We start from the raw sequence: 13,513 nt of genomic DNA, 5'->3' as shown, positions 1-13,513 counted from the left end.
TTTTTCGTCGTAACTAAACGATAACACGAGTGCCCCCTGCGGTCACCCCCGCGCACGCCCCTAGCGGACACGGTGCCGCAGCAACCAGGCCAGCGGCAGCGTGCCCAGCGCGACGGTCGCTGCCGCCCCCAGGCCTGCGGCAAGGGCGGTGCCAAGTGGCGCGCCGCCCAGCACGCGCGGCAGCAGTACAGCCAATCCCGCCCATGCCAGCAGGCTCGACAGTTCGAACAGGCGCGTCGCGACACTGCGCTGTGCGCGGTTCTTGAATTCGCCCCGCGCCGCAGGCCGGCCGGTCCACAGATTAATCAATGCAGTGCTGAGCACCGCGCCGCAGACGGTCACCGTCGTCAGCACGCCGGCAGGCGGCGCGCGCAGCGTCAGCCAGAGCAAGGGGAGGGCCACCAGCCCAAGCACCGGAGCGACCGCAGCCGCCAGCTTCGCCATGCGCACTGTCGCAGCCTTCGCGGGCGCGGTCTGCAGCAGGTCGGGCGCATCTTCCGCCAACAGGATAATCCACGACAGCGAGGCGCTCAGCGAACCGCACAGCATCGTCAGGCCGCCCGCAACGGCGGGCAGTTGCAGCTCGTTTTTTCGAAACACGATCAGGCACAGCGGCAGCAAGTACAGCAGCTGCAGCAATACTTGCGAGACCAGGTGCGGATCGCGCCACATCAGGCGCCATTCCTTGACGATGACAAGCTGCGCCAGGCTGCGATCGAAACGGTAGCGCACCTGGCCGGAGCGGCGTACCGCCCGTTCGCTCCCGGCCGCCTGTTGCAGGCCTCGCACAAAAAAACGGTGGGCCAAGCGTACCGTCAGCAGGGCGGCAAGCAAGCCCAGGCCCGCGACGATGGCGACGGCGCGGCCTTCGCCAAGCGCGGCACGTGCCGGCAGGAACAGCACGCTGCTTGCGTCCAGGGTCTGCACCGACGCCATCACGCGTGCGATCGCCGTCGGCGCCGGGCCATCGCCTTGCGAGAGCAGGCTGCCGGCCTGCGACAGCAGGAACAGCAAGGCGCCCGCCAGTGCGCCGACGACCTGGGCGACGACGCGGGTACGGCGCGCGCCGAGCAGGCGCACCAGCGCCAGGGTGAGCAGCATCGCCATCGATGCCGCCAGCACCGCCATCGCGAACAGGACCGGATACAGCGCCAGCCAGCGCAGTTGCCCCAGCAACAGGCCGACGTGGGCAAAGGGCGCCAGGAAGAACAGGTACAAGGCGGCGACGCCGAAGGCCATGCCGGCCAGTTTCACCGTAAAGACACTGCGCGAAGGCAGTGGCGACGACAACAGCAAGTCCATGTCGCCCCGGTCGAACAGCGTTTCGACGCTGCTTTTAAGCGCACTCGACAGCATGAAGAGGAAGGTCGCCAGCAGGATCGCGGTGACCGCAGCCAGGAACTGGCGCGGCGCCAGTCCGGCGGCCGGGCCCATGGCATGCAGCAGGGCGAAGACGAGGGCATGCAGGCCCAGCCAGATGAGCAGGGCGCCGCCGATCGCACGCCACTTCGGCCGGCGTGGCGCACCGGCCTTTCCGCTGGCCAGGCTGAACCAGAACAGCCTCAGCTCATGGCGCAGCAGCCAGGGCGCACTGCCGGGCTGCAGTTTCACGCGGGTCCCGTCAGGCGCAGGAACATTTCCTCCAGGGTTGCGCCGGGCGTGGCCACGCGCAATTCGTCGAGCGTGCCTTGGGCAATCAGGCGGCCATGCTGGATGATGCCGATGCGTTGCGCCAGGCGCTCGGCCACTTCCAGGATGTGAGTCGTCAGGATCACCGTGCCGCCCCTGGCGACATGCGACAGCAGCAGGTCCTTGACCTGGCGTGCGGCGCCCGCGTCCAGGCCGGTCAGCGGTTCGTCCAGGATCAGCAGTTCGGGGTCGTGGATCAGCGCGCCGGCCAGTGCCAGCTTTTGCTTCATGCCGCGCGAAAAGCCCTCGGTCAGCTCGTGGGCGTGCTTCTCCAGGTCCAGCCATGCAAGCAGTTCGCGTGCGCGCGGCTCCGCCGCCTTGCCGTCGATGCCCCACAGGCCGGCGACGAATTCCAGGTACTCGACCGGTTTGAGCTTCCCATACAGCATCGGGTCGTCCGGCAAATACGCGATCCTGCGCTTGGCCGCCGCCGGGTCGGCAGCGAGATCGACGCCCAGCACTTCGATCCGCCCCGCATCCGGCGCCAGCAGGCCGGCGACCATGCGCAAGGTGGTGGTCTTGCCGGCGCCGTTCGGCCCCAGCAGTGCATAAAATTCGCCACGCGCGACGGTGAGATCGAGGCCGTCGACTGCCGGGCGGCCGAAGTGCTTGCTCAGCCCGGTGAGCGCCAGCGCAGGCGTTTCAAGCATCACAGCAAGGTAAATGAAGAAATGAACTGGTCGGCGTGCTCTGAGGCCACCGCATTCGCCTTGCCCATCACGATCACCTGGTAGAAGCGCTTGCCGTGGGCCGTGAAATGGCCGCGCAGCTTCATCGGCTGGCCATTTGCATTGCCGGCCGCGTCGATGTCGATGGCGCTGTCCGCACCGGCCGCGGCCGTGCTTTCGCGCTCGACCCTGGCGTCGATATTGCGCACCAGCGCCGTCTTCATGGCAGCGAGCGCAGCCCGGGCCTGGGCCGGATCCTGCGCCTCGCCGGTCCCGACCGCGAACATGACGCCTTCGACCTCCGCCGCCGTCATCGTCATGTCCACCCGCACGCCGTCCAGGTCGACGCTGCGCGTGTGCGTCGCCGGCTTGGCCGGGAACATGATCCGGTAGGGCGCCTCCGGACTGCTGTAGTCGCGCCAGTTATAGGTCGGGTTGCAAGCGGAAAGCAGCAGCGCGGCGGCAAGGGCGAGGGCGGGAAATGATCGTTTTTGCATGGGCCGATGGTAGCAGGGCGGCGGTCCCTGCGCCACCTCGGCCATGGAAGCCTAGCGCTCCTGCAGCCCGCGCCGGTATTGCACCGCTTCCGCCATGTGCGGCCCCTCGATGGCGGACGTACCGGCCAGGTCGGCGATGGTGCGGGCCACCTTCAGCACACGGTGGTAAGCCCGTGCCGACCAGTTCATCAGCGACATGGCCGAGCGCAGCGTACGCTCGCTCAGCGGATCGAGCGCGCAATGGCGTTCGATCTCGTGCGTGGTCAGGCGCTGGTTCGGCTTGCCCTGGCGCTCCAGCTGCAGCGCATGGGCACACGCCACCCGCGCGGCAATGCTTGCGGTGCTCTCGCCGTCGGCACGCGCGCTCATGGCCTCGGGCGACATCGCGTTCACCTCGATCTGCATGTCGATACGGTCGAGCAAGGGACCGGAAATGCGGTCGCGGTAGCGCAGCGTGCTCTCATTGGTACAGTGGCACTTGCCCGACGGGTGCCCTTGCCATCCGCAAGGGCAGGGATTCATCGCGGCGATCAGCTGGAAGCGTGCCGGGAACTCGGCCTGGTGCGCGGCCCGCGAGATCGTGATGCGGCCGGACTCGAGCGGCTGGCGCAATACCTCCAGCACCTTGCGGTCGAATTCGGGAAGTTCGTCGAGAAACAACACGCCGCAGTGTGCCAGCGAGACTTCGCCCGGACGGGGGACACCACCGCCACCGACCAGCGCCACGCCCGAGCTCGTATGGTGGGGGCTGCGAAACGGACGCACGCGCCAGCGTTCCGCCGAAAAGCTGCCGTTCAGCGATTGCACCGCCGCCGCTTCCAGCGCTTCCTCGTCCGTCATCGGCGGCAATAAACCCGGAAAGCGCGAAGCCAGCATGCTTTTACCTGCACCCGGCGGCCCCATCAGCAAGAGCGAATGATTGCCGGCCGCGGCGATCTCCAGCGCCCGCTTGGCATGCTGCTGGCCTTTCACGTCGGTAAAGTCGGGATAGCGCACCGGCTGGCCTGGCCGCTCGTTGCGATAACGATCCAGCCGCCCAGAATCGTCCGTCGCCGCGAAGTGGGCGCACACCTGCAAGAGCGTATCGGCCGGATAGATGGCCGCGTCGGACACCAGCGCGGCTTCGTCGGCATTCCCTTTGGGCAGGATAAAGGCGCGCCGTTTGTCCGCGCCCGCGCGCCCGATGGCAAAGGTCATTGCCAGTGCGCCGCGTACCGGACGCAATTGTCCGGAAAGCGACAACTCTCCCGCAAACTCGTAGCGGTCCAGTTCCTTTGCGGGAATCTGTCCCGACGCCGCCAGGATGCCGAGCGCGATCGGCAAGTCGAAGCGGCCCGATTCCTTGGGCAGGTCGGCCGGCGCCAGGTTGACGGTAATGCGCCGCGACGGCATCTCGAAGCCGACATTCTGCAAGGCCGCGCGCACCCGGTCTTTCGCTTCGCGCACCTCGGCATCGGGCAAACCGACGATCGTGAGCGCGGGCAAACCGTTGGCAAGATGAACTTCGACGCTGACGGCGGGCGCTTCCATGCCGGACAGGGCGCGGCTGCGTAGAACGGCGAGGCTCATGGGGTTCCTGGTGGGTGAGGACTCGCAGGATGGTGGCACCGCTTCGGAGTCCACTTGTTGAGCGCACCCAAGCCTGCATCGTCTCCAGGTTCAGGTGCCTGTAGGGAGTTTCAGACGTCGCGCAAGGTCACGACTGGCATCGTCAGCGTGCGCTTTTCCTTGAAGAAAGCGATATCGAACAGGGCCGCCGCACCGACGACCTCTTTTCCAAGTTGGCGCAGCAGGGACGCTGCCGCTTCGATGGTGCCGCCGGTGGCCAGTACGTCATCGACGATCAGCACGCGCTGGCCCTTGATGCGCTCCGGCTGGATCTCGATGGTCGCGCTTCCATATTCGCGCTGGTAATCGATGCTGATCGCCTTGCCGGGCAATTTGCCCGCCTTGCGCGCCATGGCGAAGCCGACCTTGTGTTCGAGGGCAAGGGCGCCCGCGATCATGAATCCCCGCGCGTCCATGGCTAGGATGAAGTCGAAGTGCAACCCCTCGGTCTCCGCGTGCAAGGTATCGATGGCGAGGCGCCAACGGTCAGGATGATCGAAAATGCAACCGACATCGATAAAATTGACACCCGGTTGCGGGTAATCCTGAAAAAATTCCAGCGGAACGCTGTCGAAATCATTCATGTGAAGTATATGGTCGTGTGGGTGAAGCGAATGCGGGGGGACGAGATTATCGCAGGTCTGCGCAAAGGCTGCGCGGCCCTTGCCGCATCAGCGCCTGATTGCAGCGTGCTCTTCTTTCTTATTCGGCGCCGCACGCTGGCCCATGGTAAAGGCACTGACGAGTGGCAGTTCGAGATCCGACGGGCGAGCGCCACGTCCTTGGGGGCCGGGCGCTCGCTTGCATTAAGCCTTTAGAGCGCCTGACAAAAGCGCCATGGCCGCGTTGCAGCGCCTCGCCCTACCTTAGTATTGGCGCTGCGCCTTGCCCTGACGGTGTTTGTTCGACGCTCTTAGCCAGTAGCTTGCTCATCATTATTTTTGTAATTGAGCGAGACGGTTTTCTCATCGGGGAAGGTGATCGTAATGGTGGCACGCCCATCGGGTGGATCAACGCGCACCTTTGTGCCGCCCGGCAGTGAAATTGTGATATCCATTAACTGTTTGGCTTCTTGCTTCGGGCACAGCTTCGCCACAATGTAATTCGCGGCTTCAACGAGCGCAAGGTCGATGCCCTTCTCTGCAAGCTTCGTTCCAAGCCATATGAGACCAGGAACGACGGCAGAGGACGCTGGCGGCGGGGCTTCCGTGCCGGCGAGGGCGCAGCTGCGCAAGACGGCGAGACGCATGGCACCGCTGGCGAATGTTGGACTCGCACGATGGTGCGCCCTCGCGCGGGCGCGCCCTTGAGCCTTGCCAACCGAGCGCGGAACGGGGACGGGCACGCCGCGCCGGCCGGCCCAGCAGAACCGGATGCTGCACACCAGGAATGCCCGATAAGCAGGGCAGGGAATATCCAATATCGACGCCATTCAAACTGGATTGCGAATCCACATAAACCTAATATCGTGGTTTTTGGTGAGATACCTTCCACACATATGCATGCATTTCCCGTATGTCGCCAAATCGCATCGCCGAATGGTTTAATTTATTCCCTTTGAATCGATTTCATTTTGGTATTGACTTTAAGCAAGGCCCGCTCCATTGTTGTAGATCAAATTGGGGAATGCGATGGACCGCGTTTTTGCATAAATCACCGACCGGTGCAGTTTTGTTGTGCTATGGGGCAGGAGCGGTTGGATACACCGTTTTTGTTCGTTCAACTATGAATATATGGGGATATAAAGACGTGAAAGTTCTCGTTGCGCTCATGATCAGTGCCGGCATCCTGTCGCCGGTGTTCGCTGCAGACAAGATCCCGGCCGCGCCTGCCAGGGCCAGGTCCGCCACTCAACACACCCCTGCGAAGGTCACGTCCGTCGAAGGCATTACCGAATACCGCCTCGCCAACGGCTTGCGGGTCCTGCTGTTTCCGGATGCGTCCAAACCGACGCTGACGACCAATATGATTTATATGGTCGGTTCGCGCCACGAGAACTATGGCGAGACCGGCATGGCGCACCTGCTGGAACACCTGCTGTTCAAGCCGACCGCCAATTTCGGCGTCAGGAAGGGGACTAAAAATCCGGTCGAAATCCTCAACGGACTGGGCGCCGACTTCAACGGCACCACCTGGTACGACCGCACCAATTATTATGCGACCTTCCCGGCGAGCGACGCCAACCTGAGTACCATGCTGGCGCTCGAAGCCGACCGCATGATCAACTCGCCGATTTCGCAGGACGACCTGTGGAACACGAAGACCAACAAGGGCGAAATGACGGTCGTGCGCAACGAATTCGAGATCGGCGAGAGCGATCCGATCGGTGTCACGACCGAGCGCCTGCAGGCGGTCGCCTACGATTGGCATAACTACGGCAAGTCGACCATCGGCGCACGGTCCGACATCGAACAGGTCAACGTCCCGCGCCTGCGCGCTTTCTACAAGAATTACTACCAGCCCGATAACGCGGTCCTGATCGTTGCCGGCCGCTTCGACGAAGCCAAGGTATTGCCGCAGGTGAATACCCTGTTCGGCAAGATCCCGAAACCAGCGCGCGTGATCCAGCCCACCTACACGGCCGAGCCGGTACAGGATGGCGAACGTTCCGTGACCGTGCGCCGCAGCGGCGGCACCCAGTTCGTCGGCGCCGGTTATCACGTTGCGCCGAGCGGACACCCGGATGCGGCCGCGCTGCAGGTCCTGGGCCGCGTGCTGGCCGACGCGCCATCGGGCCGCCTGCACAAGGCCCTGGTGGAAACCAGGCTGGCGACCCGCCTCGATGTGAGCGCGGTCAGCAACCTCGAGCCTGGCTACCGCATCTTCGGTGCGGTGGTGCCGAAGGACCAGCCGCTGGCGCCGGCCCAGGAAGCCCTGCTCAAGGTGCTGGAAGACCTGAAGTCCAATCCCGTGACCGAAGAAGAAGTGGCGCGCGCGAAGCAGGCCATCGCCAAGAACATCGAACTGGCGATGAACGACAGCGCACGCCTGACGATCGGCCTGACGGAAGCCATGGCGGCGGGCGACTGGCGCCTGTTCTTCGTGAACCGCGACCAGGTCGAAAAGGTCGATGCGAAGGCCGTGCAGGCAGCTGCCGAGAAATACCTCAAGGCCTCGAACCGCACGCTCGGCGTGTTCGTGCCGACCGACACCCCGGACCGCGCCAATGTGCCGGGCGTGGCCGATATCGCCGCCATGGTCAGGGACTACAAGGGCCGGGCGGTCGTGGCCCAGGGCGAGGTCTTCGACCCGAGCCCGGCCAACATCGAATCGCGCACCCAGCGCTTCAAGCTGGCCAACGGTTTGAAAGGCGCACTGCTGCCGAAGACGACCAAGGGCAACCTGGTCACTGCGACGATCCGGCTGCGCTTCGGTAGCGAAGAAGCGCTGCGCAACAAGGCGACCGCTGGCAGCTTCGCGGCGGGCCTGCTGAGCTACGGCACCCAGGACAAATCGCGCCAGCAGGTAAAAGACCTGTTCGACAAGCTCAAGGCGCAGGTTCGCATCTCGGGCGGCGCCGAAGGCGTCACTGCGGCGGTGACCACGACGCGCGAGAACCTGCCGGCAGTGATGGACCTGATGGCCGAAGTACTCAGGAAGCCGGCCTATGCGCCGAGCGAATTCGGCGAGTTCCAGCGCGCGAACGTGAATGCGACCGAACAGTCGATTCCGGAACCGGATCCGCAAGCCAGCGTCGCGCTCTTCCGCCTGCTCGACACGACGCCGGAAGGCCACGTCAAGCATGCGATGACGCTGCAGGAGAAGCTGGCCGCGCAGAAAGCGGAGACGGTCGAGGAAGTGAAAGCCTTCCACGCCGCCTTCTACGGCGCGGACAACGCCACCTTCGCCGCTGTCGGCGACTTCGATCCGGCCGCGCTCAAGGCGCAGGTCGAGCGCCTGTACGGCAGCTGGCACGCGCAGCAGAAATATGTGCGCGTGCCTTCCGCCATCAAGCCGGTCGCGGGCCAGAAGCTGGCGCTTGAAACCCCGGACAAGGCCAGCAGCATGCTGCTGGCGGTGCACCCGGTGCCCCTGAAGGACGATGCGCAGGCCTATCCTGCGCTGCTGATGGCGAACTACATGCTCGGTGGCGGCGCACTGCGTTCGCGCCTGGCGGACCGCATTCGCCAGAAGGAAGGCCTGTCGTACGGCGTCGGCACCCAGCTCTCGGTCCCGATGCGCGACCCCGCCGGCTTCTGGCTGGCCTACGCGATGAGCGCCCCGCAGAACACGGCGAAGGTGGAAGCGGTCCTGCGCGAAGAGATGGAGCGTGCAGTGGCCGAGGGTTTCACCGAAGCCGAACTGGCGGAGGCGAAAAAGGGCTGGCTGCAGGGCGAGGAAGTCTCGCGCACTTCCGACGAGGCGCTGGCAGACGCCCTGTCCGAGTACCTGACGCTGGACCGCACGATGGCCTTCGATGGCGCCATCGAAGACCGGGTGCGCAAGCTGACGCTCGCACAGGTGAACAGTGCCATGCGCGAGTTCATCAAGCCGGCTGCCATCTCGTTTGTTGCGGCGGGCGACTTCGCCAAGGCGAAAGAAAGCAGCGGCGTCAAGTAAGGGCCGCCATGCTTCTCATGAAAAACGCCCGGTGACCCGGGTAACGCCGTTCAGTTGAGCGCGGATGAGCTGCCCCGGGCCAGCATAACGCGCGGGCATGCCCGCCCTACGGTGCGCCACCGCCGTCATTGCTAGTCGAGACCGCTGTGTAACGTAGGGCGGGCATGCCCGCGCGTCGACCTCGAGAACAAAGGCCACTCCGATGTGAATCGAAGCGGCCTTCTCAACTGAACGGCATTACGGTGATCCGGACGTTTTTTGAGCGCTGCAGGGAGGTCAGGACAAGGCGTTCAGGCGCCGGCCGCCGCGGGTCCGCTCCCGAAGGCCGGCGCCGCCAGCTTCAGCAAATGCGCGCGCACGCCCTCCGGCCAGTCCGCGACCAAGCCCGCAAAACGCTCGCCATCGCCCGCAAACAGCGCCCGCGAGGCCTCCTCGAATCCCGCCGCATCCCCCATCAGCTCGTGCATGAAGCGATACGCCGCATCGCGCGCTTCGCGCATCGTGTCGGCCTCGCGCGCATCGCGCGACGCATGTTCGACCAGCTTGCGCAGCGCCACCGAAGCGCCGCCGGGCTGGTTCGCCAGCCATTCCCAGTGGCGCGGCAGCAGCGTCACTTCGCGCGGTACCACGCCCAGCTTGGGACGGCCGGCGCTGCGCCCGGGCGCACGCGGGATCCGCTGCAATACTTCTTCTTCGGTGCCGGTGAAATTGATTTCGACGGGCTTGCTGGTGGCTGCGTCGAGCAAGGCGATCGAGCGCTCGCTGCCGCGGTCGAGCGCGGCCTTGACCGCGCGCACGACGTCGACGAGCTCGCCCTTGGCCAGGAGTTCGGTGCCGGCAAAGGCGATGCAGTGGCTTGGCAACATGGGGTCTCCTTCGTGTAGCGCGTCCGGAAGGAGCGCACGGGGAGATATTACCCGGACAAAAAGGGCGGCGCAATAAGGTCCGGGTGAAATCCTGGGACGGGCGCCGGATCGACGCCACTGCTGCCTTAGCGGTCGAGCAGCGCCTCGACCTTGTCGGTGACGTCGATCTGCGGCCGGTGCCAGATCGTGCGCGTCAGGACCAGGTCCACGCCCTGCTGCGCGGGCAACTGCTGCAGGATGGTGTGGATCCGTGTCGCGATCGCCGCGCGTTCGGCGGCCGTGCGCTCCGCGAAATCGTCGCTGATCCGTTCCTGGGCGCGGCGGATGGTCCGTTCGAGTTCACCCACGGCGCGCGAACGCACGAGCTTTTCGCGGTCGTCGAGCGTCAGCGCGTCTTGCTCCAGCTTGTCGGACATGGTGCGCAGCTGGCGCAGCTGGGCCACGATCTGCTCGCGCCGCGGCGCGAACTCGGCCTCGATCTTCGCATTCGCAGCGCGCGCGCGTTTCGAGTCGACCAGCAGGCGCTCGACGTTGACGACCACGACCCGCGCCTCGGCCGCGGGCCTGGTTTCCTGGGCGGCGCACGAAACGCTCAAGCCCGTGCCCAGTGCGAAGAGGGCAGCCGCCGCGTACTTCTGATGCTTGTTCAATGGTTTCCCCTGCCGGTCATGCGGCGCTGCGACGCCTGTGCGCCAATCAAACGACATGCTGCGATCTTGCTTCACGTATCCGGCCGGCCGGGATGCGCCGCGGCGTGGCCCGCGCTCATCGGTTGCCGGATGACCCCGATGTTATCACCCTGCCGCTCCACCGATGGAAGGAAAGAGCGGATCGGGACACATCAGGAAGCAGGGCTTGCGTCCGGCGCCAGCAGGTAGTTGTCCTTGACCCGCACATAATGCTCGGCCGAATAGCGCAGATAGGCGATCTCTTCCTGGCTCAAGGCCCGCACCCGCTTGACCGGCCGTCCCACGTACAGGTAACCGCTTTCCAGTACCTTGCCCGGCGGAACCAGGCTGCCGGCGCCGACCATCACCTGGTCGCCAACGTTCACGTCGTCCATCACGATCGAGCCCATGCCGACCAGGCATTCGTTGCCGATGGTGCATCCGTGCAGGATCACCGAATGGCCGATCGTCACGTAATCGCCGATGACCAGTGGCGCGCCGAGCGGATTGTGCTCGTTCTTGTGCGACACGTGGCCCATCGAGAAGTCCTGGACATTCGAGCAGCGCCCGATATGGATGTGGTTCACGTCGCCGCGCAGCACGGCGTTGCACCAGACGGAACTGTCGTCGCCGATGCGCACGTCGCCGATGAGCTGGGCCGACTCGTGCAGGTAAACGCGCGCGCCGAGCGCGGGAAGGGAGTTCAGGTAGCGAGTGATGGGCATTGCTGGGCTCGGTATGAAATTGTTCGGGGTTGCGGTCGCAAAGGCGGCCATCACCTGGGAGTATATTGCCCCTGCGGACTTAAAAGGCGGCACAAGCCGGCATGGCCATCAACTTTTACTGGATTCTGAACTGTCAAGAATGCTGTTTTTGTTGAACGAGAGCCTCACTAGAATGGGTTCCATGTAATGCCTCGTGCGCAACGGACAACCAGGATTTTCATGACCACCACCACTCGTCTTCGCGGCGTATTTTCGCCGGTTCTCACGCCCTTCAATGCCGACCTGACGCCGTCCATCGAGCGTTTTACACGGCACTGCAAATGGCTGTTGAAGCAGGACGTCGGCCTCTCGGTCTTCGGCACCAACTCCGAGGCGACCTCGCTCACGCTGACGGAAAAACACCGCCTGCTCGACGCCTTGCTGGACGCCGGCCTGCCGGCCGCACGCATGATGCCCGGCACCGGCGCCTGCGCGCTGGGCGACACGATCGAACTCACCCGGCATGCGGTGGCGGCGGGTTGCGGCGGCGTGCTGATGCTGCCGCCGTTCTACTACAAGGGCGTCAGCGACGAAGGCCTGTTCCGCAGTTTCGCGGCGGTGATCGACGCCGTTGCCGATGAGCGCCTGAAGATCTATCTTTATCATATTCCGCCCGTCACGCAGGTGCCGATCAGCCTGGCGCTGATCGAACGCCTGCTCAAGGCCTATCCGGGCACGATCGCCGGCGTCAAGGACAGTTCCGGCGACTGGAGTAATACCGAAGCGATGCTGAAGAACTTCCAGCCGGAAGGTTTTGACGTGTTTGCCGGCAGCGAGACTTTTCTCCTCGCGAACATGCGCGGCGGCGGCGCCGGCTGCATTACCGCCACCGGCAACGTCAATCCGACGCCGATGGTCGAGCTGTACAACAGCTGGCAGCAGGAGGGCGCGGACGAGAAGCAGCGTGCGCTGGACGGAACGCGCGCCGTGTTCCAGCAATTCCCGATGATTCCCGCGATGAAGGCAGCGATTGCCTGGAAGACCGGCGACGCCGCCTGGCGCGCCGTGCGGCCGCCGCTGGTCGAACTGAATGCGGAGCAGGCGCGGAAACTCGAGAGTGGACTGGACGCGCTTGGCTTCAGGATGCCGTATGTCGAAGACCTGATGTGAGCATCAGAACGCCGGACGCATGAACGGATTTACCTATAATTATTCATTGGAGACAAGTTCCATGGCAGTCAAGAAAATTGGTATCACGAAGCGCAGCCTCCTCAAGTTCGCGTTGTGCGCAAGCCTTCTTCCGGCAATGGCAGTGACGCAAAACGCATCGGCGCAAAATTATCCCAGCAAGCCGGTCAGGATGCTGGTCGGCTTCTCCCCGGGCGGCGCGGTCGACAACGTCGCGCGCCTGCTGTCGCAGAGCATGAGCAAGGACATGGGCGGCTCCTTCATCGTCGAGAATCGCCCGGGTGCGACGGGCATCATCGCCGCCGAGCAGGTGGCCAAGTCAGCGGCGGACGGCTACACCCTGCTCATGGCCACCCAGTCGACGATGGTGGTGGCGCCGAGCGTATTTCCGAAGATGAGCTTCGATCCGGTCGCCGATTTCACACCGATCTCGCTGGTCGCATCGGTGCCGATGGTGCTGGTCGTCGCCAATTCGGTGCCGGTCAAGAATGTCCAGGAACTGATCGCCTACGCCAAAGCCCAGAAGGGCGGCCTGCCGTACGCGTCGTCGGGCCAGGGCGGCCCGCAGCACGTCGCCACCGAACTGTTCGCGTCGATGGCCAAGGTCGACATGGTCCACGTTCCCTACAAAGGCGAGGCGAATGCGATTTCCGACCTGCTCGGCAACCAGGTGCCGGTCATGTTCGGCAACCTGCCGTCCCTGCTGCCGCATATCAAGAGCGGCAAGCTGCGGGCCATCGCGGTGAGCAGCCTGCAGCGCAGCAGCGCGGCGCCGGATATCCCGACGGTGGCCGAGTCCGGCCTGCCGGGCTTCGAAACCCTGACCTGGTTCGGCCTGTTCGCACCGGCCAACATGCCGCAGCCGATCGTCGACCGGCTGAACGCCGAAGTCAAGAAAAGCCTGGCATCGCCCGAGGTGCACGCCAAGCTGGTCCAGCAGGGCCTGACCGTGGTCGGCGGCAGCTCGGCCGAGTTGAAGGCCTACATGAAGCAGGAAGTGCCGAAGTGGGCCAAGCTGCTGAAGAATGCCAACATCAAGCCGGAATAAACTAAAGGCTGGGGTCA

General features: G+C 64.6%; 12 protein-coding genes. 3 read left to right on the top strand and 9 right to left on the bottom strand.

The genetic code is table 11. The features are described 5' to 3' along the window. Positions 1 to 60: 60 nt before the first annotated feature. The 6 genes from AC1MEM_RS00470 to AC1MEM_RS00445 all read right to left on the bottom strand — a co-directional run bounded on the left by AC1MEM_RS00470 (position 61) and on the right by AC1MEM_RS00445 (position 5,711). The gene (locus tag AC1MEM_RS00470) at positions 61 to 1,611 is read right to left on the bottom strand and encodes a putative ABC transporter permease subunit (RefSeq protein WP_499474751.1); all 1,551 of its coding nucleotides are present in this window, start codon (positions 1,609 to 1,611) and stop codon (positions 61 to 63) included. Next, a complete protein-coding gene (locus tag AC1MEM_RS00465; protein WP_499474750.1) occupies positions 1,608 to 2,339 on the bottom strand; it encodes an ABC transporter ATP-binding protein in 732 nt (243 codons plus the stop codon). The genes AC1MEM_RS00470 and AC1MEM_RS00465 overlap by 4 nt, the downstream gene beginning before the upstream one ends. Next, the gene (locus AC1MEM_RS00460; protein WP_499474749.1) at positions 2,339 to 2,854 is read right to left on the bottom strand and encodes a hypothetical protein; all 516 of its coding nucleotides are present in this window, start codon (positions 2,852 to 2,854) and stop codon (positions 2,339 to 2,341) included. Before AC1MEM_RS00460 ends, AC1MEM_RS00465 begins: the two co-directional genes overlap by 1 nt. A gap of 51 nt (positions 2,855 to 2,905) precedes the next feature. After that, complete coding sequence (locus AC1MEM_RS00455) at positions 2,906 to 4,423, bottom strand: YifB family Mg chelatase-like AAA ATPase (protein ID WP_499474748.1); 1,518 nt, start codon at positions 4,421 to 4,423, stop codon at positions 2,906 to 2,908. Positions 4,424 to 4,533: 110 nt separating this feature from the next. Then, a complete protein-coding gene (locus AC1MEM_RS00450) occupies positions 4,534 to 5,046 on the bottom strand; it encodes an adenine phosphoribosyltransferase (RefSeq protein WP_499474747.1) in 513 nt (170 codons plus the stop codon). Positions 5,047 to 5,375: 329 nt separating this feature from the next. Then, on the bottom strand, positions 5,376 to 5,711 hold the full coding sequence (locus AC1MEM_RS00445; RefSeq protein ID WP_499474746.1) for a hypothetical protein: 336 nt from the start codon (positions 5,709 to 5,711) through the stop codon (positions 5,376 to 5,378). Positions 5,712 to 6,211: 500 nt separating this feature from the next. Between AC1MEM_RS00445 and AC1MEM_RS00440 the strand changes: the two genes are divergently transcribed. Continuing rightward, positions 6,212 to 9,022: a M16 family metallopeptidase gene (locus AC1MEM_RS00440; protein ID WP_499474745.1), complete on the top strand. Its 2,811-nt coding sequence runs from the start codon at positions 6,212 to 6,214 to the stop codon at positions 9,020 to 9,022. Positions 9,023 to 9,312: 290 nt separating this feature from the next. Here the strand turns inward: AC1MEM_RS00440 and AC1MEM_RS00435 are convergent, their stop codons facing one another. The 3 genes from AC1MEM_RS00435 to AC1MEM_RS00425 form a co-directional block, all read right to left on the bottom strand. Beyond that, entirely contained in the window at positions 9,313 to 9,888 is a 576-nt protein-coding gene (locus AC1MEM_RS00435) for a DUF2239 family protein (protein ID WP_499474744.1), read from the bottom strand. Positions 9,889 to 10,013: 125 nt separating this feature from the next. Next, a complete protein-coding gene (locus tag AC1MEM_RS00430; RefSeq protein WP_499474743.1) occupies positions 10,014 to 10,538 on the bottom strand; it encodes an OmpH/Skp family outer membrane protein in 525 nt (174 codons plus the stop codon). 191 nt (positions 10,539 to 10,729) lie between these two features. Beyond that, on the bottom strand, positions 10,730 to 11,281 hold the full coding sequence (locus tag AC1MEM_RS00425) for a gamma carbonic anhydrase family protein (RefSeq protein ID WP_499474742.1): 552 nt from the start codon (positions 11,279 to 11,281) through the stop codon (positions 10,730 to 10,732). A 219-nt stretch (positions 11,282 to 11,500) separates the two neighbouring features. On the opposite strand from AC1MEM_RS00425, the gene AC1MEM_RS00420 reads away from it, so the two are divergent. Then, positions 11,501 to 12,430 carry a dihydrodipicolinate synthase family protein gene (locus AC1MEM_RS00420; RefSeq protein WP_499474741.1) on the top strand — a complete coding sequence of 310 codons (930 nt, stop codon included), beginning with the start codon at positions 11,501 to 11,503 and terminating at the stop codon, positions 12,428 to 12,430. A gap of 61 nt (positions 12,431 to 12,491) precedes the next feature. Further along, positions 12,492 to 13,496, top strand: coding sequence for a Bug family tripartite tricarboxylate transporter substrate binding protein (locus AC1MEM_RS00415; RefSeq protein WP_499474740.1), 1,005 nt, complete (start codon positions 12,492 to 12,494; stop codon positions 13,494 to 13,496). Positions 13,497 to 13,513 lie beyond the last annotated feature (17 nt).

It is taken from the genome of Telluria sp. AIW5, from assembly GCF_056680575.1.
Note: the sequence above shows the minus strand (reverse complement) of the source record. Positions and strands in the feature narration are given on the sequence as shown.

What these genes read in the sequence shown, in the direction of transcription:
- AC1MEM_RS00435 (WP_499474744.1), bottom strand. Translation starts at nt 9,888, where the DNA reads ATGTTGCCAAGCCACTGCATCGCCTTTGCCGGCACCGAACTCCTGGCC.
- AC1MEM_RS00460 (WP_499474749.1), bottom strand. Translation starts at nt 2,854, where the DNA reads ATGCAAAAACGATCATTTCCCGCCCTCGCCCTTGCCGCCGCGCTGCTG.
- AC1MEM_RS00445 (WP_499474746.1), bottom strand. Translation starts at nt 5,711, where the DNA reads ATGCGTCTCGCCGTCTTGCGCAGCTGCGCCCTCGCCGGCACGGAAGCC.
- AC1MEM_RS00425 (WP_499474742.1), bottom strand. Translation starts at nt 11,281, where the DNA reads ATGCCCATCACTCGCTACCTGAACTCCCTTCCCGCGCTCGGCGCGCGC.
- AC1MEM_RS00455 (WP_499474748.1), bottom strand. Translation starts at nt 4,423, where the DNA reads ATGAGCCTCGCCGTTCTACGCAGCCGCGCCCTGTCCGGCATGGAAGCG.
- AC1MEM_RS00415 (WP_499474740.1), top strand. Translation starts at nt 12,492, where the DNA reads ATGGCAGTCAAGAAAATTGGTATCACGAAGCGCAGCCTCCTCAAGTTC.
- AC1MEM_RS00465 (WP_499474750.1), bottom strand. Translation starts at nt 2,339, where the DNA reads ATGCTTGAAACGCCTGCGCTGGCGCTCACCGGGCTGAGCAAGCACTTC.
- AC1MEM_RS00450 (WP_499474747.1), bottom strand. Translation starts at nt 5,046, where the DNA reads ATGAATGATTTCGACAGCGTTCCGCTGGAATTTTTTCAGGATTACCCG.
- AC1MEM_RS00420 (WP_499474741.1), top strand. Translation starts at nt 11,501, where the DNA reads ATGACCACCACCACTCGTCTTCGCGGCGTATTTTCGCCGGTTCTCACG.